Raw genomic sequence first — 26562 nt, 5'->3', positions numbered from 1 at the left:
CTCGCGAAAGCGGTGTGTCAGTCGACGCAGAAGTTAACTGACACACCGCTTTCGCGAGCAAGCCCGCTCCCACAGGGTTGGCGGTGGTTTAGAGGTCGCCTAGGCCGTCGATCAGCGCCTGGTTCTGCTCTGGCGTGCCGATGGAGATCCGCAGGAACTGGGCAATCCGCGCCTGCTTGAAGTGCCGGACAATCACGCCCTGTTCGCGCAATTTAGCCGCGATACCTGCCGCATCGTGCCGGGGGTGACGGGCGAAAATGAAATTCGCCGCCGACGGCAGCACTTCAAAGCCCTTCCCTTCCAGCTGCGCAATCACCCATTCACGGTGTTCGATAACCAAACGGCAGGTCTTGTCGAAGTACTCGCGATCTTCGAATGCGGCGGCTGCACCGACATTGGCCATACGATCCAGCGGATAGGAGTTGAAGCTGTTCTTGATCCGCTCCAGCGCCTCGATCAGGTCCGGATGCCCGACCGCCAAGCCAACCCGTAGACCGGCCAGGGAGCGGGACTTGGACAGGGTCTGGGTCACCAGCAGGTTTGGATAGCGGTCCACCAGCGTAATCGCCGTTTCTCCGCCGAAATCGATGTAAGCCTCGTCCACCACGACCACGGAATCCGGGCTGGCCTTGAGGATCTGCTCGACCGCCTCCAGCGCCAACAGGCAACCGGTCGGTGCGTTCGGGTTAGGGAAAATGATCCCGCCATTCGGTCTGGCGTAGTCCGCCGGGTTGATCCGGAACTGCTCGTCCAGCGGCACCGCATCGAACTTGATGCCATACAACCCGCAGTAAACCGGATAGAAGCTGTAGCTGATGTCCGGGAACAACAGCGGCTGATCGTGCTGCAGCAAACCGTGGAAGATGTGCGCCAGCACTTCATCGGAACCGTTGCCGAGAAACACCTGATTGCCTTGCACGCCGTAGTACCTGGCGACGGCTTGCTTGAGCACATCGCTGTTCGGGTCCGGGTACAGACGCAGGTTGTCATTCAGTTCGGTTTGCATCGCCGCGAGGGCTTTCGGCGATGGGCCGTAGGGGTTTTCGTTGGTGTTGAGCTTGACCAGTTTGGTCAGCTTGGGCTGCTCGCCCGGTACGTAAGGCACCAGATCCTTGACGAATGGGCTCCAGAATTTACTCATCTTCATTTCACCTGCTTGTCGTCAACGATACGGTATTCAGCGCTACGCGCGTGGGCGGTCAACGACTCGCCACGGGCCAGCACGGATGCGGTCTTGCCCAGAACGGACGCGCCCTGCTCGGAGCAGAAGATGATCGACGAACGTTTCTGGAAGTCATACACGCCCAGCGGCGAAGAAAACCGTGCAGTGCCGGAAGTCGGCAACACGTGGTTCGGGCCGGCGCAGTAATCACCCAGGGCTTCGGATGTGTGACGACCCATGAAGATTGCACCGGCGTGGCGGATGTGCGGCAACCAGGCTTGTGGATCGGCAACGGACAACTCGAGGTGCTCCGGCGCGATGCGGTTGGCGACTTCGATGGCTTGCTCCATGTCGCGAACCTTGATCAGTGCACCACGGCCATTGATCGAGGTTTCGATGATCGCGGCACGCTCCATGGTCGGCATCAACTTGGCGATGCTGGCGGCGACCTTGTCGAGGAACTCGGCATCGGGGCTGACCAGAATGGCCTGGGCGTCTTCGTCGTGCTCGGCCTGGGAGAACAGGTCCATGGCAATCCAGTCCGGATCGGTCTGGCCGTCGCACACCACGAGGATTTCCGAAGGGCCGGCGATCATGTCGATACCGACCTGGCCAAACACGTGGCGCTTGGCGGTAGCCACATAGATGTTGCCCGGGCCGACCACCTTGTCGACCTTCGGCACGCTTTCGGTGCCGTAAGCCAGTGCCGCGACGGCCTGGGCGCCACCGATGGTGAACACACGGTCGACACCGGCGATGCAGGCCGCGGCCAGCACCAGCTCATTGATTTCACCGCGCGGGGTCGGTACGACCATGACCACTTCGGTGACGCCGGCGACCTTGGCCGGAATCGCGTTCATCAACACCGACGACGGGTACGACGCCTTGCCGCCCGGCACGTACAGACCCGCGCGGTCCAGCGGCGTGACTTTCTGGCCCAGTACGGTGCCGTCGGCCTCGGTGTAGCTCCAGGAGTCCTGCTTCTGTTTTTCGTGGTAGCTGCGCACACGAGCCGCGGCGACTTCCAGGGCTTCACGCTGGGCCACGGAGATGCGCGTGAGCGCCAGTTCCAGGCGCTCACGCGGCAGGATCAGGTCGGCCATGGACGCCACGTCCAGGCCGTCGAACTGCCGGGTGAATTCCACTAGTGCCGCGTCGCCACGCTCGCGCACGGCCTTGATGATGTCCAGCACCCGCTGATTGACCGAGTCGTCAGACACACTTTCCCAGCTCAGCAGATGATCCAGATGATGTGCGAAATCCGGGTCAGCAGCGTTGAGTCGGCGAATTGCAGTCAGTGCGGTCATAGCGAGAGCCTCATAGGAATGGCAAAAACTCAGGCGCCCGAAGCTAACATTCGATCCGCTTGGGCACCTGAGAATTCTGGCTATGAGGCGGATAGACGGTGCGCCTTGCGGTCGCGCAGGTGAATCAGCCGCGGTGTCGAGACTCCACTGCCTTGCGCAGGGTGTCGATCAACGCCTGGATACGGGCGTGCTGCATTTTCATCGAAGCCTTGTTGACGATCAGCCGGGAGCTGATGGCCGCGATGAAATCCTGTGGCTCCAGGCCGTTGGCCCGCAGCGTGTTACCGGTGTCGACCACGTCGATGATCTTGTCTGCCAGACCGATCAGCGGCGCCAGCTCCATCGAGCCGTAGAGCTTGATGATGTCGACCTGACGGCCCTGCTCGGCGTAGTAGCGCTTGGCGACGTTGACGAACTTGGTAGCGATACGCAGGCGGCCCTTGGGCTCGACCGCGCCGACTTTACCGGCGGTCATCAGCTTGCACTGGGCGATTTGCAGGTCCAGCGGCTCGTACAGGCCCTGGCCGCCGTATTCCATCAGCACATCTTTACCGGCGACGCCGAGGTCGGCAGCACCATGTTCGACATAGGTCGGCACATCGGTGGCACGCACGATCAGCAGACGGACATCGTCCTGGGTCGTGGGGATGATCAGCTTGCGGCTCTTGTCCGGATTCTCGGTCGGCACGATGCCCGCTTCAGCCAGAAGCGGCAGGGTGTCGTCAAGGATGCGGCCCTTGGACAGTGCGATAGTCAGCATGGGAAACGTCAGCCCTTAATCAGGAATCTTATGCCCGGTCGCAATCGGCGCCGGACACGCGTCGAGCCGGAAACCGGCTCGACCTACAACAATCCAACGGGCACCTCCCTGTGCCCATGCAGCAGAAACTAGCCCGGAACGCGACGGATCTTGGCGCCCAGCATCTGCAGTTTTTCTTCGATGCACTCGTAGCCACGGTCTATATGGTAGATGCGGTCGATCAGGGTGTCGCCCTCGGCGATCAGGGCCGAGATCACCAGGCTGGCCGAAGCACGCAGGTCCGTGGCCATGACAGGCGCGCCCTTGAGCTTCTCGGTGCCGGTGACGATCGCGGTGTTGCCCTCGACCTGGATCTTGGCGCCCATGCGGTGCAGCTCGTAGACGTGCATGAAGCGGTTTTCGAAGATCGTCTCGATCACAGCGCCAGTGCCTTCGGCAATGGCGTTGAGGGAGATGAACTGCGCCTGCATGTCGGTCGGGAACGCCGGGTACGGAGCGGTCCGCACGTTGACGGCTTTCGGCCGCTTGCCATGCATGTTGAGCTCGATCCAGTCTTCGCCGGTGGTGATTTCGGCACCGGATTCCCGGAGTTTTTCCAGAACGGCTTCGAGGATGGTCGGATCCGTATCCTTGACCTTCACACGGCCGCCGGTTACCGCCGCCGCCACCAGATAGGTGCCGGTTTCGATACGGTCGGGCATCACTTTATAAGTGGTGGTGTGCAGACGCTCGACGCCATCGATGGTGATGGTGTCGGTGCCAGCACCGGAAACCTTGGCACCCATGGCGTTCAGGAAGTTCGCCAGGTCGACCACTTCAGGTTCGCGCGCGGCGTTGGCCAGTACGCTGCGACCCTTGGCCAGGGCGGCGGCCATCATGATGTTCTCGGTACCGGTCACACTGACGGTATCGAAGAAGAAGTGCGCGCCGCGCAGGCCGCCTTCAGGCGCCTTGGCCTTGATGTAGCCGCCTTCGACGTCAATGACCGCGCCCATGGCTTCAAGGCCACGGATGTGCAGGTCGACTGGACGCGAACCAATGGCGCAACCGCCAGGCAAGGCAACTTCGGCTTCACCGAAACGGGCAACCATCGGACCCAGCACCAGAATCGACGCACGCATGGTTTTAACCAGTTCGTACGGTGCGACCAGGGTCTTGATGGTGCGCGGGTCGATTTCGACGGCGAGTTTCTCGTCGATCACCGGCTCGATGCCCATGCGGCCGAACAGCTCGATCATGGTGGTGATGTCGTGCAGGTGCGGCAGGTTGGCCACGGTCACCGGGCCATCGCACAGCAAAGTGGCAGCCAGGATCGGCAGGGCAGAGTTCTTTGCCCCGGAGATGCGGATTTCGCCATCAAGACGAACGCCACCGGTAATAATCAATTTATCCATAAGAATCTCGACGCCCTTGGGCTCAGGTGCGCTCGGCCCAGGCCGCGCTGCTGAAAAATTTCATAGTGACCGCATGGATGCTGCCATCGACGATCCACGGGTTCAAATGGGCATAGACCTGCTGCTGACGCTTGACCGGGCTCAATGCCGCCAGTTCATCGCTAATCACGTTCAGCTGAAAGTTGCAGCCTTCGCCTTCAACTTCTACCTGAATTCCTGGCAGCTTTCCTTCAAGGAAGCTCTTCACTTCTACGGCCTGCATGCTCAACCTCAATCGGCGCCCTGTGCGCGCGGGTCGGACATCATACAAAAAAGCCCCGCGCCTGCGAACCCCGGATTCACAGGACTCTGACGGGGGGCTTCTTTATAGATGCGGTTCAGGGATGCGCCAACAGCTCGGTCATTTCGCTGACCTGAGCGATTTCACGCATGTCGTCCGGCATCCCACGGATGCTCAGGGCCTTGCCGGCCTCCTGCGCATCGCGGATGAAACACAGCAGCAACGACAAACCGACACTGCTGGACTTGGTCACCGCCGAGCAATCGACCACCAGCGCCACGGCCTTGCTGGCCTTGATCAGCGCCTTGCCCTGCTCGCGCAGGCCAGGACCGGTGCGGTAATCCAGCACGCCGCTGAGTCGCAACTCGCCCGTTTCATCCATCTGGACTGCCGATTCACTCATTGGGCCGACTGCCCTGGTTTCTTGTCGGTGGCTTCCTTGGCCTTGGCGACTTCCCCGGCCCAACCATTGATGGTCTTGTCCAGGTCATTGCCATTGCGCTGCATCGCGTCGGCGAACTGATCGCGGAACAGCTTGCCGATATTGATGCCGTTGATGATGACGTTACGCAGCTTCCACTCGCCATTGATCTTTTCCAGCGTGTAGGACACTGGATAGATCGCGCCGCTGCTGCCCTTGACGGTCATGCCAACGCTGGTGCGGTCGCCCGACTCGTCCTTGGCAGGTTCAACGGTGATGCCCTGGTTGTTGTACTCCAGCAAGGCATTGCCATAGAACTGGAACAGACCCTTCTTGAAGTTTTCTTCAAAGGTCTTCATCTGCGCAGGCGTAGCTTTCTTCGAGTATTTGACCGTCATGATGCTCTTGGAAATACCCTCGGCATCCACCACTGGCCCGACGATATCGTTCAGCGCCGCATAGAAGTCCTGCGGATCCTGCTTGTACTTTTCTTTGTTGGCCGCCAGATCGGCCAGCATCCGGTTAGTGGTGTCCTGTACCAGATCGTGCGCGGAAGGTGACGCCACGGCATTGGCCACCAGTGGCAGCGCCGCGAGCAGTACCAACAGGCCACGTCGCAAGATAGAGATCATTTAACAGTTCCTCATTTAGCTTCTTTGCTAACGGTATTGAGAAGAAATTTACCGATCAGGTCTTCGAGCACCAGCGATGACTGCGTGTCATGGATGGTTCCACCATCCTTGAGCAGGGTGTCTTCCCCACCCACGCTGATACCGATGTACTTCTCGCCCAACAGGCCAGCAGTCAGGATAGATGCAGTAGAGTCCGCCGGAAGATTATCGATGCGTTTTTCCAGCTGCATGGTCACCCGGCCGGTGAAACTGTCGCGATCCAGATCGATGGCCGTGACCTTGCCGATGGTCACACCGGCCATGGTCACCTTTGCTCTGACAGTCAAACCGGCGATATTGTCGAAGTAGGCGTAAAGTTTATAGGTGTCGGTGCTCGGAGTCGGGGACAGGCCGCTGACCCGCAACGCCAACAAGAGCAAAGCCAGGATGCCAGCCAGCAAGAAAAGGCCGACACCGATTTCCAGGGTGCGGTTTTGCATCAGAAATCTCCAAACATCAAGGCGGTCAGAATAAAGTCCAGGCCGAGTACTGCCAACGAGGCATATACAACGGTTTTGGTAGTGGCACGACTGATCCCCTCGGAAGTGGGTTCGCAATCATAGCCTTGGAATACGGCGATCCAGGTCACGACAAAGGCAAAGACGATACTTTTGATGATCCCGTTGAGCACATCTTCGGTGAACGTCACGCTGTTCTGCATGTTCGACCAGTAGGAGCCCTCATAGACCCCCAGCCAGTCGACAGCTACCCACGAGCCGCCCCAGATACCCACGACACTGAAAATCATCGCCAGCACCGGCAGGGAAATAAAACCGGCCCACAGGCGTGGCGCGATGATGTACTTGAGCGGGTCAACCCCGATCATTTCCAGGCTGGACAACTGCTCGGTGGACTTCATATTGCCGATTTCGGCGGTCAACGCAGAACCTGCGCGCCCGGCGAACAGCAAAGCAGTCACCACCGGCCCCAGTTCACGCAGCAGCGTCAGGGCAACCATCTGCCCGACAGCCTGCTCTGAACCATAGCTGGAAAGAATGTTGAAGCCCTGCAGCGCCAGCACCATGCCGATGAACACCCCGGAGACCACGATGATCACCAGGGACATCACGCCCACCGAATGCAGTTGCTTGACCAGCAGCCCGAAGCTGCCACCGATACCGCCCCGGCCGAGCAAGGCATGGAACAGGAACAAGCTCGAACGCCCGAACACCGCCAACGCATCGATGCCGGCCTGACCGAAGCGGCGAACGCGCTCTATCAATGAAATTCTGCGCATCAGCGCTTCCCCAGAAGATCTGCGCGGTAATCCGTCGCTGGAAAGTGGTACGGGACCGGGCCGTCGGGTTCGCCGGTCATGAACTGACGAATGCGCGGCTCATCCGAGTTCATCAACTCGTCCGGCGTGCCCTGCCCCAACACCTGACCATCGCCCACCACATAAATGTAATCGGCAATGCTCGCGGTCTCGGCCAGGTCATGGGATACCACGATGCTGGTGATGCCCAGCGCATCGTTGAGCAGGCGAATCAGACGCACCAGAACGCCCATTGCGATAGGGTCCTGGCCGACAAAGGGCTCGTCGTACATGAGAATCTGTGGGTCGAGGGCAATCGCCCGCGCCAGCGCAACACGGCGTTTCATGCCGCCGGAAAGCTCGTCCGGCATCAGTTCGATGGCACCCCGCAAGCCCACGGCCTGCAGCTTGAGCAGGACGATGTCGCGGATCATTTCATCCGGCAGTTGCGTATGGACACGCAATGGGAAGGCGACGTTTTCGAAGACATCGAGGTCGGTAAACAGTGCACCGCTCTGAAACAGCACGCCCATATGCTTGCGCGCATCGAACAGATCGCTGCGCGACAGTTTTGGCAGGTTCTGACCATTGACCCAGACTTCGCCCTTGGTGGGCCGCAGCTGGGCGCCCATCAGACGCAAAAGCGTGGTCTTGCCACACCCGGAAGGTCCCATGATGCCGGTGACCTTGCCGCGTGGGATACGGATATCGACATTGTTGAAAATGCTGCGCGCACCGCGCTTGAAGGACAGTCCCTTCAGCTCGACCGCGTAGGCGTTATCGGCACTCATCTAAACTCCTTGCGATGCAGCCTCTCACTCGGACGCCTGGCTTTCTGACAAAAGCACATACCTCCCGGGCAGGCCGAACTGGCGGCGAACTATACCACTGCAAAGGCTGCGTCCCCAAGGCCAAAGCCGGGTCATGTTCAACTGCATGTCAGCTTGAAAGCCCCATTTAGAAGCTTTCCGGTAACTGAAAATAACAATGCGCGACGAACTTACGTGAGGGATTCGATCATAACCGCTATAATCGCCGCCTTTTCATCAGGCTATACGATTTCTGACATGAGCCAATCCAGCGACCTGATTCAATCAGCACAACGCACCATCCGCCTCGAGGTAGAAGCCGTGCAAGGCCTGTTACCCCATATCGACGCAGATTTCGTACGCGCTTGCGAGATGATTCTGGCCAGCAAAGGCCGCGTGGTCGTGGTCGGCATGGGCAAGTCGGGGCACATCGGCAACAAGATTGCCGCGACCCTGGCCAGCACCGGCACCACGGCATTTTTTGTGCACCCGGCTGAAGCCAGCCACGGTGACATGGGCATGATTACCCGCGACGACATCATTCTGGCGCTCTCGAACTCCGGTTCCACCAATGAAATCGTTACCCTGCTGCCACTGATCAAGCGCCTGGGCATTCAGTTGATCAGCGTGACCGGCAACCCTGACTCCGCGCTGGCCAAGGCCGCCGAGGTCAACCTGAATGTTCACGTCGAGCACGAAGCCTGCCCGTTGAACCTGGCACCCACCTCGTCGACCACCGCCGCACTGGTCATGGGCGACGCCCTGGCAGTCGCGCTGCTGGAAGCCCGCGGTTTTACCGCCGAAGACTTTGCCTTTTCCCATCCCGGCGGCGCCCTGGGCCGACGTCTGCTGCTGAAAGTGGAAAATGTCATGCACGCCGGGCAAGAGCTGCCGCAAGTACAGCGCGGCACCCTGTTGAAAGACGCGCTAATGGAAATGACCCGCAAAGGCCTGGGCATGACCGTGATTCTGGAAGCCGATGGAAAGCTGGCCGGGATCTTTACCGACGGTGACTTGCGTCGCACGCTGGACCGTAGCATCGATATCCATAGCGCTACTATCGACCAGGTCATGACTGCACACGGCAAGACAGCCCGCGCCGAAATGCTCGCCGCCGAAGCGCTGAAAATCATGGAAGACCATAAAATCAACGCACTGGTCGTGGTCGACAGAGAAGACCGCCCGGTCGGCGCCTTGAACATGCACGACTTGCTGCGTGCAGGAGTAATGTAATGAGTGCGGACCTGCTGCAGCGCGGCAAACAGATCAAGCTGGCGGTGTTCGATGTCGATGGCGTGCTGACTGACGGGCGCCTGTATTTCCTCGAAGACGGCAGCGAATTCAAGACGTTCAACACACTCGACGGCCAGGGCATCAAGATGCTGATGGCTGCCGGCGTGCAGACGGCCATCATCAGTGGCCGCAAGACCCCGGTAGTCGAACGGCGAGCCAGGAACCTCGGTATCCCGCATCTGTATCAGGGACGTGAAGACAAACTGGTGGTACTCGATGAGCTATTGGCCCAACTCAATCTGAGCTATGAACAGGTTGCCTACCTCGGCGATGATCTGCCGGACCTTCCGGTGATTCGCCGCGTCGGCCTGGGCATGGCAGTGGCCAATGCCGCCAGTTTCGTGCGTGAACACGCTCACGGCATCACCCTCGCCCGTGGCGGCGAAGGTGCCGCTCGCGAATTCTGCGAATTGATCCTGCGCGCCCAGGACCGCCTCGATGCGGCCAATGCGGCGTACCTGTGAGCCCACTATGCTGAGCAAAAAGTTTCGCAACACTCTACTGTTCAGTTGCATCGCGGCGATTTTCGCCGCGGTTGGCTACTGGAACATCAGCCCGGAACGCTTTCTCGACAAGCCGGTAACGCCGGTCGATGAAAGCGCGATCGACTATTACGCCATCAACGCCCACAGCGTGCAGTACCTGCCGGACGGCAAGCTGCAATATGATCTGGTGTCCGACAAGGTCGAGCACCTGAAAGCGACCGAAGTGACATTGTTGACCAACCCCGACCTGAATGTGTTCCGCGGCACTGAATTTCCGTGGCACGTCCAGAGCCTGCAAGGCGAGGTCAACCCTGACGGCACACAGGTCGAACTGATCGATGACGTGCGTATCACGCGCTTCGACGAGAAAAACCGCAAGACCCTGATCACCAGCACCCGCATGACCGTGTTCCCGCAGCAGCAATATGCGCAGACCGAGCAAGACGTTAGAATCGACGGCGCTGGCGGCGTATCGACTGGCAAGGGAATGAAAGCGTATTTGAAAGAAAGCAGGATACACCTGCTTTCGAACGTAAGAGGACAGTATGAGGCTCGTTAAAACCCTCCCGATTTTGCTCAGTCTGGGCGCAGCACTGGGAAGCGTGAGCGCCTGGGCTCTACCGGAAGATCAACAGCAGCCTATCCGCATTCAGGCCGACGATGCCCAACTGGACGACAAACAAGGTATCGCCACGTATAAGGGTGACGTGATCATCACCCAAGGCTCGATGAAGGTGACAGGCAACACCGTGACCATCACCCGCACTCCGACTGGCGATATCGACGTAGTGACCTCGGTGGGCAATCTGGCGTACTTCGAGCAATTGCAAACGGCTGGCGATACCAAGCCTGTTCAGGGCTGGGGCGTGACCATCCAGTATCACGCCGCGCAAAACCGCGTCGTACTGATCGACAAGGCCAAAGTTGTCGACAAGGACAACAACGTCACCCAAGGCGAGAAAATCGTCTACGACACGGTCAAGAAGCTCGCCAGCGCTGGTCGCGCCACGGGCAGCAAGGTCACCGAGGCACGTCCGCGTATCGACATGGTGATCCAGCCGAAGAAGAAAACCGACGAGAATAAGGCCCAGTAATGGCAACTCTGAAAGCTCAGCATCTGGCCAAGAGCTACAAGAGCCGTCAGGTCGTGCGCGACGTCAGCCTGTCCATCGACAGCGGCCAGATCGTCGGCCTGCTTGGCCCGAACGGCGCCGGCAAGACCACCTGCTTCTACATGATCGTCGGCCTGGTACAGGCTGACCAGGGTCGCGTCCTGATCGATGACCACGACGTCAGCCACCAACCGATGCACGGCCGCGCGAAGGCCGGTATCGGCTACTTGCCGCAAGAAGCATCGATCTTCCGCAAACTGTCGGTGGCCGACAACATCATGGCCATCCTCGAGACCCGCAAGGAACTCGACAAGGCCGGTCGTCGCAAGGAACTGGAAAGCCTGCTGCAGGAATTCCACATCAGTCACATCCGCGACAACCTCGGCATGAGCCTGTCCGGTGGTGAGCGCCGTCGCGTGGAAATCGCCCGCGCCCTGGCCACCAATCCGAAATTCATCCTCCTCGACGAACCTTTCGCCGGCGTGGACCCGATTTCGGTCGGCGACATCAAACAGATCATTTACCACCTCAAGGCCAAAGGCATTGGCGTGCTGATCACGGACCACAACGTTCGTGAAACCCTGGATATCTGTGAAACCGCCTATATCGTCAATGACGGTCAACTGATCGCCGAAGGCGACGCCGAAACCATCCTGGCCAACAACCTGGTCAAGGAAGTGTACCTGGGCCATGAGTTCCGCCTGTAAGCGCTGAAGCAGTCATGGCGAATGCCAGACCGCTGTAGCGATAAAAATCAACAGGTTTTTATTGTTACAGCGCTCTAGGCAAACACTTCAGTTTCGGGCATATAATTTGCTTATGTTTGGCGCCCCGGCGCCCTGTAGTGGATGGCGCATGTGCGCCGGCGAATAAGGTGTTAAGCCCCTGCCATGAAACCATCGCTAGTCTTGAGAATGGGCCAGCAGCTGACGATGACACCGCAGCTGCAACAGGCCATCCGCCTGCTCCAATTGTCGACCCTGGACCTGCAACAGGAAATCCAGGAGGCCCTGGAGTCCAATCCGATGCTCGAACGCCAGGAAGAAGGCGACGACTTCGACAATTCCGACCCCTTGGCCGACAACACCGAACAAAAACCCAACACTGACATCCAGGAACCCTCCTTCCAGGAAAGCGCCCCGACGGTTGACAGCCTCGATGAGGGCGACTGGAACGAGCGCATCCCCAACGAACTCCCCGTCGACACCGCGTGGGAGGACGTTTACCAGACCAGCGCCAGCAGCCTGCCCAGCAATGATGATGACGAGTGGGACTTCACCACCCGCACCTCGGCCGGCGAAAGCCTGCAAAGCCACTTGCTGTGGCAACTGAACCTGGCCCCGATGTCCGACACCGATCGCCTGATCGCCGTGACCCTGATCGACTGCATCAACAATCAGGGCTATCTGGATGAAACCCTCGAGGAGATCCTCGAAGCCTTCGATCCGGAACTGGACATCGAACTGGACGAAATCGAAGCTGTCCTGCACCGCATCCAGCAATTCGAGCCCGCCGGCATCGGCGCCCGCAATCTGGGCGAATGCCTGCTGCTGCAATTGCGCCAGCTGCCTGCCAAAACCCCTTGGCTGGCCGAGGCCAAGCGCCTGGTCACCGATTACATCGACCTGCTTGGCAGCCGCGACTACAGCCAGTTGATGCGCCGCATGAAGCTCAAGGAAGATGAACTGCGCCAGGTCATCGAGCTGGTCCAGAGCCTCAACCCGCGCCCAGGCTCGCAGATCGAGTCCACCGAAGCCGAGTACGTCGTTCCTGACGTTATCGTGCGCAAGGACAACGAGCGCTGGCTGGTGGAGCTGAATCAGGAATCGGTGCCACGGCTAAGGGTCAACGCCCAGTACGCCGGTTTTGTGCGCCGCGCCGACACCAGCGCCGATAACACCTTCATGCGTAATCAGTTGCAGGAGGCCCGCTGGTTCATCAAGAGCCTGCAAAGCCGTAATGAAACCCTGATGAAAGTGGCCACCCAGATCGTCGAGCACCAGCGCGGGTTCCTCGAATATGGCGACGAAGCCATGAAGCCGCTGGTCTTGCATGACATCGCCGAAGCGGTCGGCATGCATGAGTCGACGATTTCACGAGTGACCACCCAGAAGTTCATGCACACCCCCCGGGGCATTTATGAACTGAAATACTTTTTCTCCAGTCATGTAAGCACCTCCGAAGGCGGTGAATGCTCGTCCACGGCGATCCGCGCGATCATCAAAAAACTGGTTGCCGCGGAAAATCAGAAAAAGCCGTTGAGTGACAGCAAGATCGCTGGTTTACTGGAGGCACAAGGCATTCAGGTGGCCCGCCGTACCGTCGCCAAGTACCGCGAATCCCTCGGGATCGCGCCTTCGAGTGAACGCAAGCGGTTGATGTAGGGCCACGCCACAGCGTTCCAGTGGTAGATCATCTGATCTACCGCTTTATGCACTGGCAACGAAGGAGAAGCTGTATGCAAGTCAACATCAGTGGACACCAACTGGAAGTGACCGAACCTCTTCGCACCTACATCGGCGAAAAACTCGAACGACTGGAGCGACATTTCGACAAGATCACTAATGTGCAGGTCACGATGACCGTCGAAAAACTGAAGCAGAAAATCGAAGCCACGCTGCATATTCCCGGGAATGAAGTGGTCGCAAACGCGGAACATACCGATATGTACGCCGCGATCGACGCACTCACCGACAAGCTGGATAAACAACTCAAAAAGCATAAGGAAAAGACCCAGAGCCTCCTTCAGGGCGCAACCGGTCGTTAACACTCCCTACCCATGATCCGACTTGAAAGTATCCTGACCCCCGGCCGTTCCCTGGTGAACGTGCCGGGCGGCAGTAAAAAGAAAGCTCTCGAACAAATTGCCAATCTGATCGCCCGCGAAGTGCCGGCCCTGGAGATGCAAGATGTCTTCGAGGCACTGATTGCCCGTGAAAAACTCGGTTCCACCGGTTTTGGCAACGGCATCGCTATTCCACATTGCCGTCTCAAGGGCTGTGTTTCGCCCATCAGTGCATTGATGCACCTGGACGCCCCTATCGATTTCGACGCCATCGATGGCGCACCGGTTGACCTGCTGTTCGTACTGCTGGTCCCGGAAGCCGCTACCGATGCGCACCTTGAACTGCTGCGACAGATCGCCAGCATGCTCGACCGCAAGGATGTACGCGAAAAGCTGCGTCATGCTGCAAGCAACGAAGCCCTGTATCAGGTAGTCCTGGACGAGCAAAACGGTCAGTAATCATGCGCTTGATCATCGTCAGTGGCCGTTCCGGCTCAGGTAAAAGTACCGCCCTCAATGTTCTTGAGGACAACGGCTACTACTGCATCGACAACCTGCCTGCCGGTCTGTTGCCGGAGCTGGCCGAACGCGCCTTGATTCATACCGAGCTGTTACAGCCGCTGGTCGCCGTTTCCATTGACGCCCGCAACCTGCCCAGCCACCTGTCACGCTTCCCCGAGCTGCTCGAAGAAGTCCGCAGCCGCCACATCCAGTGCGATGTCCTGTATCTGGACGCTGACGAAGAAACCCTGCTCAAGCGCTTCTCGGAAACCCGCCGACGGCACCCCCTGACAAACGCCAACCGCTCGCTGGCCGAAGCCATCAGCGTTGAGAGCGTCCTGCTCGGGCCGATTGCCGACCTCGCCGACCTCAAGATCAACACCACCAGCCTGAACCTGTATCAACTGCGCGACGCCATCAAACTGCGCCTGTTGAATCAGCCTGAGCCGGGCACCGCGTTCCTGGTGGAGTCCTTCGGATTCAAGCGTGGCATGCCGGTGGACGCCGACCTGGTGTTCGATGTGCGTTGCCTGCCCAACCCTTACTGGAAACCGGAATTGCGCGAACAGTCCGGGCTCGATCAACCGGTTGCCGAATACCTGGCGGCACAGCCGGATGTGGAAGAGATGTTCCAGGACATTTCCACATACCTGCTAAAGTGGCTGCCTCGTTTTGCCGCCAGCAACCGCGCCTACGTCACCATTGCCATTGGGTGCACAGGCGGACATCACCGCTCCGTCTACCTGACCGAGCGTTTGGGGCAGGCGCTGCAAAAAACCCTGAAGAACGTCCAGGTTCGCCACCGCGACCTCAGCTAAAGGATTCACATCGCGATGCCTGCTCTGGAAATCGAAATCATCAATAAATTGGGCCTGCACGCCCGCGCTTCTGCAAAATTCGTTGGGGTCGCGGGTCAGTTCCCGTGCCAGATCCGGGCCGGGCGCACACCAGAGTCCATGGTCGATGGCAAAAGCATCATGGCGATGATGATGCTGGCCGCCGGCAAAGGCACCACGATCCACTTGAGCACAGAAGGTGAGCAGGAACAGGAAGCCCTGGATGCACTGGTGGCGTTGATCAACAACTTCTTCGACGAAGGCGAGTAAAAGTCGTCCAGTAACGGCTAGCCGTGCCCCTGCAGGCCCCATTCAAGTCGCAAAAAAAGGCGTGCCACCCCATGGGTAGCACGCCTTTTTTGTTTAGCGCAAAGCTTAGCTACCCGCCACCGTCATCCGCTCGATCAGCACCGAACCGGTGCGAATGTTGCTACGCAGTTCCAGGTCATTACCCACGGCGACGATCTGCTTGAACATGTCGCGCATGTTGCCGGCAATGGTCACTTCCTGGACCGCGAACTGGATTTCGCCGTTCTCGACCCAGTAACCCGCCGCCCCCCGGGAATAATCACCGGTGACCATGTTCAGCCCCTGGCCCATTAACTCGGTGACCAACAGCCCGCGCCCCATGCGCCGCAGCAAGGCCGCCTGGTCTTCATCGCCATGGGTGACAAACAAGTTGTGCACGCCGCCGGCGTTGGCCGTGCTTGGCATTCCGAGCTTGCGGCCAGAGTAAGTGCCGAGGATGTACGACACCAACTCGCCTTTTTCGACGAACGGTTTGGCATAAGTAGCCAAACCATCACCATCGAACGCCGCACTGCCCATGGCACGCATCAAGTGTGGGCGCTCGTCGATGGTCAGCCACTCCGGAAACAGCTTCTGCCCCAGCGTGCCTTCAAGGAACGATGACTTGCGGTACAGGCTGCCGCCGGAAATCGCCGACAGGAAACTGCCGAACAGCCCCCCTGCCAACTCTGCGGAAAACAGCACCGGCACCTCGCAAGTCGGCACCGGACGCGCGCCCAGACGGCTCGCCGCCCGTTGCGCAGCGCGCTGGCCAATGCTGACCGGATCGGCCAGCAGATTGCCCTGGCGGTTCACGTCGTACCAGTAATCGCGCTGCATCTGGCCGTCCGCTTCGGCGATCATCACGCAGCTCAAGCTGTGACGAGTCGATGCGTAGCCGCCGATGAAGCCGTGGCTGTTGCCATAAACGCGGCAGCCCTGATGGGTGCTGAGGGTGGTGCCGTCGGCGTTCTTGATCCGGCTGTCGGCGGCAAACGCCGCGGCTTCACAGGCCAGCGCCTGCTCGATGGCTTGCTCCGGAGTGATGTCCCATTCGTGGAACAGGTCGAAATCCTGGATATCCCGTGCCATCAACGCGGCATCCGCCAGGCCCGAGGCCTCATCTTCCGAGGTGTGCTTGGCGATGGCCAGTGCAGCGGCAACTGTTTCGCGAATCGCCTCCGGACCGCTGGCCGACGTGCTGGCCGAGCCTTTACGCTGGCCGACGTACAAGGTGATGCCAAAACCCTGATCGCGGTTGAATTCGACTGTTTCGACTTCACGCTGGCGCACCGTAGTCGACAAGCCCTGCTCCAGTGACACCGCCACTTCACAGGCGCTGGCCCCCTGGCGCCTGGCCTCAGCGATGATCTGCTCGACTTGTTCCTGCAGTGCCGGCAACGCTTGTGGGCCGACGCTTTCAACTGCACTCATGCTGTTCTCCACTCAAATTCTGCTTTCGGTAACGGTCATCGAGCGACCGGGCCGGACAAGTGGCCCCCGACTGGTTATCATGGCGGCGTTTCTTTGCGGACTGCCACCATGGTTGATTCTTACGACGACTCCCTCGATACGGGAGAAAAAAGCAAATCCCAGGTCAAACGCGAGCTGCATGCTCTGGTTGACCTCGGCGAGCGCCTTACAACGCTCAAGCCTGACTTGCTCAACAAACTGCCATTGACCGACGGATTGCGCCGGGCCCTGGCCGATGCGCCCAAGCACACCGCGAACATCGCGCGTAAACGGCACCTTCAGTTCATCGGCAAACTGATGCGCGATCAGGACACTGACGCGATTCTGGTTCTGCTCGATCAACTCGATGCCTCCACTCGCCAGTACAACGAACGCTTCCATAACCTGGAACGCTGGCGCGATCGTCTGATTGCCGGCGACGACGCCGTACTGGAGAAATTCGTCGTCGAATATCCCGACGCGGATCGCCAGCAACTACGCTCCCTGATCCGCCAGGCCCAGCATGAGGTTGCGCAAAACAAGCCTCCTGCTGCCAGCCGTAAAATCTTCAAGTACATCCGTGAGCTGGACGAGACTCAACGCGGACTGCGTTAAATCTCGAATCGGGTGAGTCGCGACGCGACTCACCCGAAGCTCGTTCCATCAAGCGCCCGTGCCACCCACGGTGATCGCATCAATCTTCAGCGTTGGCTGGCCGACACCCACCGGCACCGACTGCCCATCCTTGCCACACGTGCCCACACCGCTGTCCAGCGACAGATCATTACCCACCATCGACACTTTGCTCATGGCTTCCGGTCCGTTGCCGATCAGAGTTGCGCCTTTGACCGGAGCGGTAATCTTGCCGTCCTCGATCAGGTACGCCTCGCTGGTGGAGAACACGAACTTGCCGCTGGTGATGTCCACCTGACCGCCGCCGAGGTTGGCGCAATAGATGCCGCGCTTCACCGAAGCGATGATTTCTTCCGGATCGCTTTCACCGGCGAGCATGTAGGTATTGGTCATGCGCGGCATCGGCAGGTGCGCGTAGGATTCGCGACGGCCGTTACCGGTGCGCGCCACGCCCATCAGGCGGGCGTTGAGTTTGTCCTGCATGTAGCCTTTGAGTACGCCGTTTTCGATCAGCGTGGTGCACTCGGTTGGCGTGCCTTCGTCATCGACGCTCAACGAGCCACGACGGCCGGCCAGGGTGCCATCATCGACAATGGTGCACAGCCTGGACGCAACCATCTCGCCCATGCGCCCGCTATAAGCCGAGCTGCCCTTGCGGTTGAAGTCACCTTCCAGACCATGACCGACAGCTTCGTGCAGCAGCACGCCCGACCAACCGGAGCCGAGCACCACCGGCAACGTGCCGGCCGGTGCCGGGATCGCTTCGAGGTTGACCAGTGCCTGACGCAACGCTTCGCGGGCATAACCCATGGCGCGGTCTTCACCGAGGAAATAGCGATAATCGGTCCGACCGCCACCACCATGACCGCCGCGCTCGCGGCGACCGTTCTGCTCGACGATCACACTGACGTTGAAACGCACCAGCGGCCGCACATCCGCCGCCAGGCCGCCGTCGGTGGAAGCCACCAGAATCCGCTCCCAGACACCGGCCATGCTCACGGTGACCTGCTGGATACGTGGGTCAAGGGCGCGGGTTGCGGCGTCGACTCGCTTGAGCAAATCGACTTTCTCGGCACGGGTCAGCACTTCCAGCGGATTGTCCGGCGCATACAGTTGCGCGACATCCTGGCTGGTAAATGCCTGTACGGTGCCGTGCTGCCCGGCCCGGGAAATCGAACCGGCGGCACGTGCCGCCGCGCCCAGGGCTTCCAGGGTGATGGCATTGCTGTAGGCAAAACCGGTTTTTTCGCCCGATTGCGCACGCACGCCCACGCCTTGGTCAAGGTTGAAGCTGCCTTCCTTGACGATGCCGTCTTCCAGCGCCCAGGACTCGGAGATCTGCCCCTGGAAATACAGGTCGGCCGCATCGATGCCCGGGCCGGCCAGATCGCCGAGCACGCCTTGCAGGCTCTCGATCGTGACGCCACCGGGCGCCAGCAGGTGTTCACTGACTGAGGACAACAACTCGCTCATATGCTTTACGCCTTAAATTCGTCGTTCTGATGCAGGTCGCTGGGCGCCCTGCGAGAAAAAGCGCCGGTGACTGGACACCGGCATCCGCGCCCGGATGGACGCCTGTTCGCTACTGTCGCGTTCGGCCAGCAGCACGGCCTCGCCTTGATCCTGTTGCGCCAGCACACGCCCCCACGGGTCGACGATGGCAGCATGCCCAAAGGTTTCCCTTGGCCCCGGATGCGTCCCGCCCTGGGCAGCTGCGAGTACGTAACATTGGGTCTCGATGGCCCGTGCACGAATCAGCACATCCCAATGCGCCGCGCCGGTCACCGCCGTGAACGCCGAGGGGGCGGTAATCAGTTCCGCGCCGGCAGCTCGCAGTTCACTGTACAGCTCGGGAAAGCGCAGGTCATAGCAGACCGTCAGGCCAACCCGGCCGACGGGGGTGTCCGCCACGACCACCTCGCTGCCATAAGCATAGTCATCGGATTCACGATAACGGCCACGATTGTCCGCAACGTCTACGTCGAACAGGTGCAGCTTGTCGTAACGCGCCACCGTTTCACCCTGGTCATCGACCAGCAACGAACAGGCATGCGCTTTCTTCGTCGGTTGATCCACCGGCGGCAAAGGCAATGTGCCGGCCACAATCCATAACTTGAGGTCGCGTGCGGTCTGTTTCAACCAGGGCAGGATCGGGCCGTCGCCCAGCGCTTCGGCGCGCCCGATGTCGGCAATGTCGCGCCGGCCCATGGCGGCGAAGTTTTCCGGCAGTACCGCCAGTTTCGCGCCGCCGGCGGCCGCTTGTTCGAGCAGTCGACGGGCCTGGGCCAGATTGGCCAGCACATCGCTCTGGCTGACCATTTGAATCACCGCTACAGACATGGCCTTTTCCTTATTGAAATCAACACAGACCTTGTAGGAGCGAGCTTGCTCGCGATGGACGTGAACGATGACGCAGGCTGTCTGAAAAAACGCGTCGCATTCAAACTCATCGCGAGCAAGCTCGCTCCTACAGGGGGGCGAGCCGCAATGGCCATGCTACTCCATAGGCCCGAAGGATGGCTTTTCAAAAAGCCTTGTCGAAGGTGATTTTCGGTTCTTTCCACGACCCCTGAACGGTGTACTTCACACTGGCGAAACGGGCGACACGGTCACCGATCAGCTTGTCGATCAGGAACAGCGCCCCGCCGACCGCCGGTGCACCGACAATCAGCGCGGCAATCGGCAAGTTATTGGTCACCGGCAAGGTCACCAACAGTTTCGCATCGATCTGATCGGCGACCAGGTTCAAGGTGCCGTCGAGTTCAATGGTGCTCGAAGGGCCCGTCAGCCGGATCGGTTCACGGGTGACATACACGCCATTGGTCCCAACCAGCAGCCCCTTGACCCGGTCATAACTCAGGCCTTTGCCGAACAGGTCGGAGAAGTCCAGGCGCAGGCGCCGGCCGATGGAGTTGAAGTTGAGCAAACCAAATACCCGTAGCGCCTGGGCACTGCCTTCGACCTCGACGAACTGGCCCTGATTGAGCGTCGCATCAAGCGAGCCGGAGAAACGTTTTGTCGCCACCCAGGCCGGCGATCCGGGCCAACGGCCATCGACATCCATGTAAAAGTCCTTGCTGGTGACGCTCGGTGCATACCCCCAGTTCTTGAGCACATCGGCGAGGTTCTTGCCGCTGATACGTCCCTTGTACCAGCTTGAACTGGCGCCGGGCACGCCTTCCCAACCACCGCTGCCCACCAACAGAATGCCCTTGAGACCCAGGTCCAGCGAGTTGAACACGATGCCCTTGGGCGTCGGACGAATCTTCAGCGACCAGCCCCCCACCAGATCCTGGCCCTGGAATAGCTGATTGATGGTGATGTCCATTGCGGGGATTTTCGTCGGGTCCACCGAGGCCAGCGGATCCGGTGAGTTTTCATCGGCCAGCACGGTCGGGTCCGGTGCCGGCAGACGCACAGTTTGCAGATTGATCGTGATCGGCGCCCCTTTCGCATCGGGAAGGCTGGCGTTGCCCTTGATCTGCTGGCTGTCGAGTTGCAGCGCCCAGGCGGAAGGGTTGCGCGCCAGCAGGATCGAGGCCTGATCGAGCGTGGTGCCGATACCGCTGAGCTTGCCCACCTTGAAATCCGCACCACTGAGCAATTGCCTGGCGCTGCCTCCGGGGTCCTGCCCGGCGTATTTATCCACCAGATCCTTCCACGGACCAACGTCCAGCTCCGACAGCACTCCCCGTATCCGCAGACCTTTGGTGCCAGGCAACACGGCCTCGCCGCCACCGAGGAACAAGTCCCCGCGACCGTCGGCGAAATTGCTGGCCGGGGCCGCAAACGTGAAACTCGCCAGGTCCCCGTAATTGGCCCAATAGCGCCGTTCGTCGCCCTGCAAGGTCATGCGGAACATCGTGTCGCGCCCGGTCTCGGCGGTCATGCCGAACGGTGCAGGTAAATCGACGGCCACGCCCTTGAGATTGGAATTGACCGTCAATTGGCTGTCGGCGCCGTTCAGGGTCAGTTGCAGTTGATAGGGGATCACGCCACTCACCGGCAGAGGCTGGGTCACTTTCAGCCAGTCGGCCAGTTTCTTGACCTCGACCTGGCCCGACGCGCTGACCCGGGTATTGAGTTTGCCTGCACCGCCATCGGCAAAAATCTGCGCGGTAACCGGCTTGTCGAATGCCCTTGCGCTGATGTTCTGCCCGCTCAGGCCTTTGGCACTGTCGAAACGGAAATCACCTTTAAGCTGAGTCAACTCCAGCACAGGCTCCGCCAGCTTCAAGCGCGCCTTGGCGGTCTTGAAGTCGACGAGGATCTTCGGTTCCTCGTCTTTTGCCAACGGAATATCCAGCTTCAACTTGCCTTGCAGGTCACCCTCGCCTTCCCAGCCGGCGAAGGTAGCCGCGGTGCCAATCGGTGCTTCCTGAAGGATTTTCAGGCCATCGCCCAAACCACCGGCAAATCCTCCATCGAGGAACAAATGAACGTTCTGCCCCGCAGGCACATGGGGAATGTCGACGTAGATATCGCTGACCTGCGTGTCGAGCAACTGGCCCTTGCTGGCCAGAATCCGCACCCCGCTGTCCTCGACAAACACATCACCGCTGACCTTGCTGACATGGGGCCATCCCGGCTGGAAGGCCAGTTCGGCATCGTGGACCTTGAAGTACAGGCTGATGCTGCGATCGACGTCCGCGGCCCCGTGGCTGAGCGACCCTTGATACTGGAAGAACCCTTGATCCACCGCGCCCTTGAGAATCGCCGTGCGCAGCCATTCATCCAGCGCCGGGCTGAGGACTGCCGGCAGGTACTTGGCGGTATAGCGACCGTCACCGTCCACCAGGCCAACCCGCAAGTCCATGTAGTCTTCCTGGGTGTGATCGAAATGCAGGCGAATCAGGAAGTCGCCGGCAATCTTGCCTTCCTCGCCCAGTACCCTCAGGTACGGCGCGATCAGGGTGAAACCTTCTTTATCGAGTTTCCAGGTCAGCCGCGCGTTGGCTTGAATGTACTGCCACGGCTTGGCGAAAATCGGGTCCAGGTGCAGCATGAAATCCTTACTGTCCATGCGCAGTTCACCGTGCCCCAGGTCACCGCTGATGCTGCCGCTGACATTTCGCGCCGCCGGCGCACCGTGATAGGCGTCGAAGCCCACCTGGTCGAGGTTGGCGGCAAAGCCGAACTTGCTGTCATCGGTGGCATTCGGGCGGAAGTCGACCAGCACGTTGCGCAGGCCACCCGTGACTTTCAGCCGCTCGACGACCTTGGCAAAGCCTTCCGGCAAAGGCGCCAGGGCATTAAGCAGCGGCGTGAGCGGGGTCAGGTCGACGCGGTCGGCCTGCAGATGCCAAAGTTCTTCGGTCTTGTTGGTGGCGGCGCTTTGCTTGAGCTGCAAATGCGTTTCCCAGCGGGTGTCGCCGAGGTTCATTGCCAGGGAATCCAGGGTCACCAGCATGCCTTCGGCACTGCGCTGGAAGTAACCGTTGAGCGCCAGGTTGTTGATCTGGATCGGCTGGCGGTCGACGTAGGCGCCCTTGAGTTGTGGCGCATTCAAGCGCACTGCCGCGCTTTGCAAGGTGCCTTTGCCCCAGGTCGCCCACAGCTCGCCGCCGGCCTTGATCTCGGAGAAATTCCATTGCTGGCTGACGCGCTCGGGCAACCACTTCGACCAGTCGCTTTGCGGCAGGCTTAGATAGACTTCGGCTTCACCTTCCTGCCATTGGCTGGCACTAATGCGGGTACGCAGGCTCATGGCTACTGGTTGCCCGTCAGGCAGGGTCAGCCGCGCGTCGAGCCGCTGCCGCGACGCCCCGGTTTTCAGATTCAGACCGACATAAGTCAGCGTCAGCGGCGACTTTGCAAACGGCTGCAAGGTCACCTGGCTGTCGAGCACCGACAGTTGCTGGATCATTTGCATACGATTGAGCAACTGTTGCGGATCGGGGGGTTGATCCTGCTGTACTGGCAAACCTTCCAGAGCCCATTGACCGTCGTCACCCTCCTTGACACTGATCTTCAGGCCGCTGACTTCCAGATGCGCGATGCGTACCTGACGTGCCAGCAGGCTGGCCCAAAGGTCCGGCACCGCGCGCACCTGATCCAGATGCAAGGCATTGGCGCCCTCGCCGACCGTCACGTCGTGAGCCATCAATATAGGGGCAAATCCACTCCAGCTACCTTCGAGCTCGCCGATCTGCAACGGCATGCCCAAGGCATCGCTGGCTTTGGTTTCGACGTCGGCACGGTACTCGGCCACCAGCGGCGTCAGCTCCCGGCCAAGGCTGACGTAGAGCGCCATCAACACCAAAACCAACGCGCACAGGCCCAGACCCCAGCGGATCAGTGCGGCCAAAATGCGTGTCAGACGGTCCATGTCAGGTGGCCCCCATGGCAAAAAATTTGCAAAAAGCTGAGGCCAGCCATTCTCGAACAATCAAAACGATACGCTTCAGAGCAACACCACGTCGTATTGTTCCTGGGAATACATGGTTTCTACCTGGAAGCGGATGGTGCGTCCGATAAACCCTTCCAGCTCGGCGACGTTGCCCGACTCTTCGTCAAGCAGACGGTCCACCACTTTCTGGTTTGCCAATACACGATAGCCTTCTGCCTGATAGGCGCGAGCCTCACGCAGGATTTCACGGAAGATTTCGTAGCAAACGGTTTCCGGGGTCTTGAGCTTGCCGCGGCCCTGACAGGCATTGCATGGCTCGCACAACACTTGCTCGAGGCTTTCACGGGTGCGCTTGCGGGTCATTTGCACCAGGCCCAGCTCGGTGATACCGATGATGTTGGTCTTGGCGTGATCGCGCTCCAGTTGCTTTTCGAGCGTGCGCAGCACCTGGCGCTGGTGCTCCTCATCTTCCATGTCGATGAAGTCGATGATGATGATTCCGCCGAGGTTGCGCAGGCGCAATTGGCGAGCGATGGCCGTCGCGGCTTCGAGGTTGGTCTTGAAGATGGTTTCTTCGAGGTTGCGATGGCCGACGAACGCCCCGGTGTTGACGTCGATGGTGCTCATGGCTTCCGCCGGGTCGACCACCAGATAACCGCCGGACTTGAGCGGGACCTTGCGTTCGAGGGCCTTCTGGATTTCGTCTTCGACGCCATACAGGTCGAAAATCGGCCGCTCGCCCGGATAATGTTCCAGGCGGTCGGCAATCTCGGGCATCAATTCGGCGACGAATTGCGTGGTTTTCTGGAAGGTTTCCCGGGAGTCGATGCGGATCTTCTCGATCTTCGGGCTCACCAGGTCACGCAGGGTGCGCAGCGCCAAACCGAGGTCTTCATAGATCACGCTGGGCGCGCTGATGGTTTTGATCTGGGCGCTGATCTGGTCCCAGAGCCGGCGCAGGTAGCGGATGTCCATGAGGATTTCATCGGCGCCGGCGCCTTCGGCTGCCGTGCGCAGAATAAAACCGCCGGCTTCCTTGATTCCTTCTGTGGCCACGCAATCAGTGACCACTTGCTTGAGGCGCTCGCGCTCGGCTTCGTCTTCGATCTTCAGGGAAATGCCGACATGGGCCGTGCGTGGCATGTACACCAGATAACGCGAAGGGATCGACAACTGGGTGGTCAGGCGCGCGCCTTTGGAACCGATCGGGTCCTTGGTCACCTGCACCACCAGGCTCTGGCCTTCGTGCACCAGTGCACTGATGCTCTCGACCGCCGGGCCTTCGCGCAGGGAAATTTCCGAAGCATGAATGAACGCGGCACGATCAAGGCCGATGTCGACGAATGCTGCCTGCATCCCCGGCAATACCCGCACGACTTTACCTTTATAGATGTTGCCGACGATCCCGCGCTTTTGCGTGCGCTCGACATGGACCTCTTGCAGGACACCGTTTTCGACCACCGCCACGCGCGACTCCATCGGCGTGATGTTGATCAGGATCTCTTCACTCATGGCAGGGTCTCGTTCAGGCATGTTCACGATAATGGCCGCATCTGTTCAGAACGTTGCTTAGTGTGCGTTCCGGGTTTGCCAACAGGGTATGCCGAAATGGCCGAGCAGTTCCGCGGTTTCGCAAAGCGGTAGTCCCACCACCGCCGAATAACTTCCATCGAGCCCGGCGACAAACACCGCACCCAGTCCTTGAATGCCATAACCACCCGCCTTGTCCTTTGGCTCGCCGCTGGCCCAGTAGGCCGCCGCTTCATCACGACTGATATCACGAAAACGCACCCGACTGGTGACAACCCGGGACTCGCAACGTTCGCCATCGAGCACCGCAATCGCGGTCAGGACCTCATGCTCACACCCTGACAACATCATCAGCATGGCGCACGCATCCGCTTGATCAACCGGTTTGCCGAGAATTTTTCCGCCCTGCACCACCGCGGTATCGGCACCCAGCACGCAGAACGGTTCGTCAGACACGACACCGCCGCGCCCGGCCTCGGCCTTGCCGCGCGCCAGACGCTCGACATAGGCCGACGGGGATTCTTGAGCTAAAGGGGTTTCATCGATCTCTGCACTGACGGCGCAGAACGGTACGCCGATCTGCGTGAGCAATTCACGTCGACGCGGTGAACCAGAGGCAAGATAAAGCTGTTTCATCAAGACATCTCCCTGTCCAGGTACGGGCAAATGCCTGACCGAATCAATTGATTTTGTAGCGCCGACGCAACCCGCGCAAACCGAAACTGATCCAGGGCCAGAGCAATGCACTGACCAGTGCCGGCAGCACCAGCGCCAGGGTTGGCTGACGATTGCCGGTCAGGGCACTGAGCCACAACTGAACCAGTTGGGCGAGGCCGAAGATCACCAGGATCACCAGGCTCTGCTGCCACATCGGAAACATCCGCAGACGTTGTTGCAGCGCCAGCACCAGATAGGTGATGAGGGTCAGGATCAAGGCATTCTGACCCAGCAAGGTACCGTAGAGCACGTCTTCAGCCAGCCCCAGGCAGAACGCCGTCACCATCCCGACGGTCTGCGGCAGGTTCAACGCCCAGAACGCCAGCAACAGGGCAAGCCACAGCGGGCGCAGGATTTCCATGAATTGCGGCAATGGTGAAACGCTCAGCAGCAGGCCGACGGCAAACGTCAGCCAGACTATCCAGCCGTTTCGGGATGCTTTTACACCGCCCATTATTCTCTTCCCACTGGAGTGGCCGGCGCGGAGACTGGCGGTTTGGCGGCAGGCTTCGCGGCAGCGGG

The 26562-nt window shown here is 59.9% G+C and carries 28 protein-coding genes; 11 read left to right on the top strand and 17 right to left on the bottom strand.

Annotated elements, in window-relative coordinates; genetic code table 11:
* Positions 1–88: 88 nt before the first annotated feature.
* The 10 genes from hisC to PMI28_RS15200 form a co-directional block, all read right to left on the bottom strand.
* A complete protein-coding gene (gene hisC / locus PMI28_RS15155; RefSeq protein WP_033063317.1) occupies positions 89–1141 on the bottom strand; it encodes a histidinol-phosphate transaminase in 1053 nt (350 codons plus the stop codon).
* A gap of 2 nt (positions 1142–1143) precedes the next feature.
* Positions 1144–2469 carry a histidinol dehydrogenase gene (gene hisD / locus PMI28_RS15160; RefSeq protein WP_007986719.1) on the bottom strand — a complete coding sequence of 442 codons (1326 nt, stop codon included), beginning with the start codon at positions 2467–2469 and terminating at the stop codon, positions 1144–1146.
* 124 nt (positions 2470–2593) lie between these two features.
* Positions 2594–3229: an ATP phosphoribosyltransferase gene (gene hisG / locus PMI28_RS15165; protein WP_007970278.1), complete on the bottom strand. Its 636-nt coding sequence runs from the start codon at positions 3227–3229 to the stop codon at positions 2594–2596.
* Positions 3230–3357: 128 nt separating this feature from the next.
* Positions 3358–4623: a UDP-N-acetylglucosamine 1-carboxyvinyltransferase gene (gene murA, locus PMI28_RS15170; protein ID WP_007986716.1), complete on the bottom strand. Its 1266-nt coding sequence runs from the start codon at positions 4621–4623 to the stop codon at positions 3358–3360.
* Positions 4624–4645: 22 nt separating this feature from the next.
* Positions 4646–4885: a BolA family protein gene (locus PMI28_RS15175; RefSeq protein ID WP_007986714.1), complete on the bottom strand. Its 240-nt coding sequence runs from the start codon at positions 4883–4885 to the stop codon at positions 4646–4648.
* Positions 4886–5000: 115 nt separating this feature from the next.
* Positions 5001–5306 carry an STAS domain-containing protein gene (locus PMI28_RS15180; protein ID WP_007986713.1) on the bottom strand — a complete coding sequence of 102 codons (306 nt, stop codon included), beginning with the start codon at positions 5304–5306 and terminating at the stop codon, positions 5001–5003.
* Entirely contained in the window at positions 5303–5956 is a 654-nt protein-coding gene (locus tag PMI28_RS15185; RefSeq protein WP_007986712.1) for an MlaC/ttg2D family ABC transporter substrate-binding protein, read from the bottom strand. The genes PMI28_RS15180 and PMI28_RS15185 overlap by 4 nt, the downstream gene beginning before the upstream one ends.
* Positions 5957–5967: 11 nt before the next feature.
* Complete coding sequence (mlaD, locus tag PMI28_RS15190; protein WP_007970271.1) at positions 5968–6435, bottom strand: outer membrane lipid asymmetry maintenance protein MlaD; 468 nt, start codon at positions 6433–6435, stop codon at positions 5968–5970.
* A complete protein-coding gene (gene mlaE / locus PMI28_RS15195) occupies positions 6435–7232 on the bottom strand; it encodes a lipid asymmetry maintenance ABC transporter permease subunit MlaE (protein ID WP_007986709.1) in 798 nt (265 codons plus the stop codon). Before mlaE ends, mlaD begins: the two co-directional genes overlap by 1 nt.
* Positions 7232–8041, bottom strand: coding sequence for an ATP-binding cassette domain-containing protein (locus tag PMI28_RS15200; RefSeq protein ID WP_007986707.1), 810 nt, complete (start codon positions 8039–8041; stop codon positions 7232–7234). The genes mlaE and PMI28_RS15200 overlap by 1 nt, the downstream gene beginning before the upstream one ends.
* 276 nt (positions 8042–8317) lie before the next feature.
* Here PMI28_RS15200 and PMI28_RS15205 point away from each other — a divergent pair, with 276 nt between their 5' ends.
* The 10 genes from PMI28_RS15205 (at position 8318) to PMI28_RS15250 (ending at position 15341) form a co-directional block, all read left to right on the top strand.
* Positions 8318–9292 carry a KpsF/GutQ family sugar-phosphate isomerase gene (locus PMI28_RS15205; protein ID WP_007986704.1) on the top strand — a complete coding sequence of 325 codons (975 nt, stop codon included), beginning with the start codon at positions 8318–8320 and terminating at the stop codon, positions 9290–9292.
* Positions 9292–9816, top strand: coding sequence for a KdsC family phosphatase (locus tag PMI28_RS15210; RefSeq protein WP_007970265.1), 525 nt, complete (start codon positions 9292–9294; stop codon positions 9814–9816). Before PMI28_RS15205 ends, PMI28_RS15210 begins: the two co-directional genes overlap by 1 nt.
* 7 nt (positions 9817–9823) lie before the next feature.
* A complete protein-coding gene (gene lptC / locus PMI28_RS15215) occupies positions 9824–10396 on the top strand; it encodes an LPS export ABC transporter periplasmic protein LptC (protein WP_033063315.1) in 573 nt (190 codons plus the stop codon).
* Positions 10383–10931, top strand: coding sequence for a lipopolysaccharide transport periplasmic protein LptA (gene lptA, locus PMI28_RS15220; RefSeq protein WP_007986700.1), 549 nt, complete (start codon positions 10383–10385; stop codon positions 10929–10931). Before lptC ends, lptA begins: the two co-directional genes overlap by 14 nt.
* The gene (lptB, locus tag PMI28_RS15225; RefSeq protein ID WP_007986698.1) at positions 10931–11656 is read left to right on the top strand and encodes an LPS export ABC transporter ATP-binding protein; all 726 of its coding nucleotides are present in this window, start codon (positions 10931–10933) and stop codon (positions 11654–11656) included. The genes lptA and lptB overlap by 1 nt, the downstream gene beginning before the upstream one ends.
* Positions 11657–11839: 183 nt before the next feature.
* Positions 11840–13333, top strand: coding sequence for an RNA polymerase factor sigma-54 (locus PMI28_RS15230; RefSeq protein ID WP_033063314.1), 1494 nt, complete (start codon positions 11840–11842; stop codon positions 13331–13333).
* A 74-nt stretch (positions 13334–13407) separates the two neighbouring features.
* Complete coding sequence (gene hpf, locus PMI28_RS15235) at positions 13408–13716, top strand: ribosome hibernation-promoting factor, HPF/YfiA family (RefSeq protein WP_007941242.1); 309 nt, start codon at positions 13408–13410, stop codon at positions 13714–13716.
* A 12-nt stretch (positions 13717–13728) separates the two neighbouring features.
* Positions 13729–14193 (top strand): PTS IIA-like nitrogen regulatory protein PtsN, encoded by a 465-nt coding sequence (ptsN, locus tag PMI28_RS15240; protein WP_007986694.1) that lies wholly within the window; start codon positions 13729–13731, stop codon positions 14191–14193.
* 2 nt (positions 14194–14195) lie between these two features.
* Positions 14196–15053 carry an RNase adapter RapZ gene (gene rapZ / locus PMI28_RS15245; protein WP_007986692.1) on the top strand — a complete coding sequence of 286 codons (858 nt, stop codon included), beginning with the start codon at positions 14196–14198 and terminating at the stop codon, positions 15051–15053.
* A gap of 15 nt (positions 15054–15068) precedes the next feature.
* The gene (locus PMI28_RS15250; protein ID WP_007970256.1) at positions 15069–15341 is read left to right on the top strand and encodes an HPr family phosphocarrier protein; all 273 of its coding nucleotides are present in this window, start codon (positions 15069–15071) and stop codon (positions 15339–15341) included.
* Between the two features lie 105 nt (positions 15342–15446).
* Here PMI28_RS15250 and pmbA read toward each other — a convergent pair whose 3' ends face one another.
* A complete protein-coding gene (gene pmbA / locus PMI28_RS15255; protein WP_007986689.1) occupies positions 15447–16793 on the bottom strand; it encodes a metalloprotease PmbA in 1347 nt (448 codons plus the stop codon).
* A 108-nt stretch (positions 16794–16901) separates the two neighbouring features.
* On the opposite strand from pmbA, the gene yjgA reads away from it, so the two are divergent.
* Positions 16902–17426 carry a ribosome biogenesis factor YjgA gene (yjgA, locus tag PMI28_RS15260; protein WP_007986687.1) on the top strand — a complete coding sequence of 175 codons (525 nt, stop codon included), beginning with the start codon at positions 16902–16904 and terminating at the stop codon, positions 17424–17426.
* Positions 17427–17474: 48 nt separating this feature from the next.
* Here the strand turns inward: yjgA and tldD are convergent, their stop codons facing one another.
* From tldD to mreD, 6 genes are all read right to left on the bottom strand, one after another.
* Positions 17475–18917: a metalloprotease TldD gene (tldD, locus tag PMI28_RS15265; protein WP_007986685.1), complete on the bottom strand. Its 1443-nt coding sequence runs from the start codon at positions 18915–18917 to the stop codon at positions 17475–17477.
* 12 nt (positions 18918–18929) lie between these two features.
* Positions 18930–19784, bottom strand: coding sequence for a carbon-nitrogen hydrolase family protein (locus tag PMI28_RS15270; protein WP_007986683.1), 855 nt, complete (start codon positions 19782–19784; stop codon positions 18930–18932).
* Positions 19785–19968: 184 nt separating this feature from the next.
* Positions 19969–23772 carry a YhdP family protein gene (locus PMI28_RS15275; RefSeq protein WP_007986681.1) on the bottom strand — a complete coding sequence of 1268 codons (3804 nt, stop codon included), beginning with the start codon at positions 23770–23772 and terminating at the stop codon, positions 19969–19971.
* A gap of 75 nt (positions 23773–23847) precedes the next feature.
* Complete coding sequence (gene rng, locus PMI28_RS15280; RefSeq protein WP_007986680.1) at positions 23848–25305, bottom strand: ribonuclease G; 1458 nt, start codon at positions 25303–25305, stop codon at positions 23848–23850.
* 57 nt (positions 25306–25362) lie between these two features.
* Positions 25363–25959: a Maf family protein gene (locus PMI28_RS15285; RefSeq protein ID WP_007986678.1), complete on the bottom strand. Its 597-nt coding sequence runs from the start codon at positions 25957–25959 to the stop codon at positions 25363–25365.
* 43 nt (positions 25960–26002) lie between these two features.
* Positions 26003–26494 carry a rod shape-determining protein MreD gene (gene mreD / locus PMI28_RS15290; RefSeq protein WP_007970244.1) on the bottom strand — a complete coding sequence of 164 codons (492 nt, stop codon included), beginning with the start codon at positions 26492–26494 and terminating at the stop codon, positions 26003–26005.
* Positions 26495–26562: the final 68 nt, after the last annotated feature.

Source organism: Pseudomonas sp. GM48, from assembly GCF_000282335.1.
Taxonomy (GTDB): domain Bacteria; phylum Pseudomonadota; class Gammaproteobacteria; order Pseudomonadales; family Pseudomonadaceae; genus Aquipseudomonas.
This window is presented reverse-complemented; position numbering and strand designations above follow the sequence as displayed.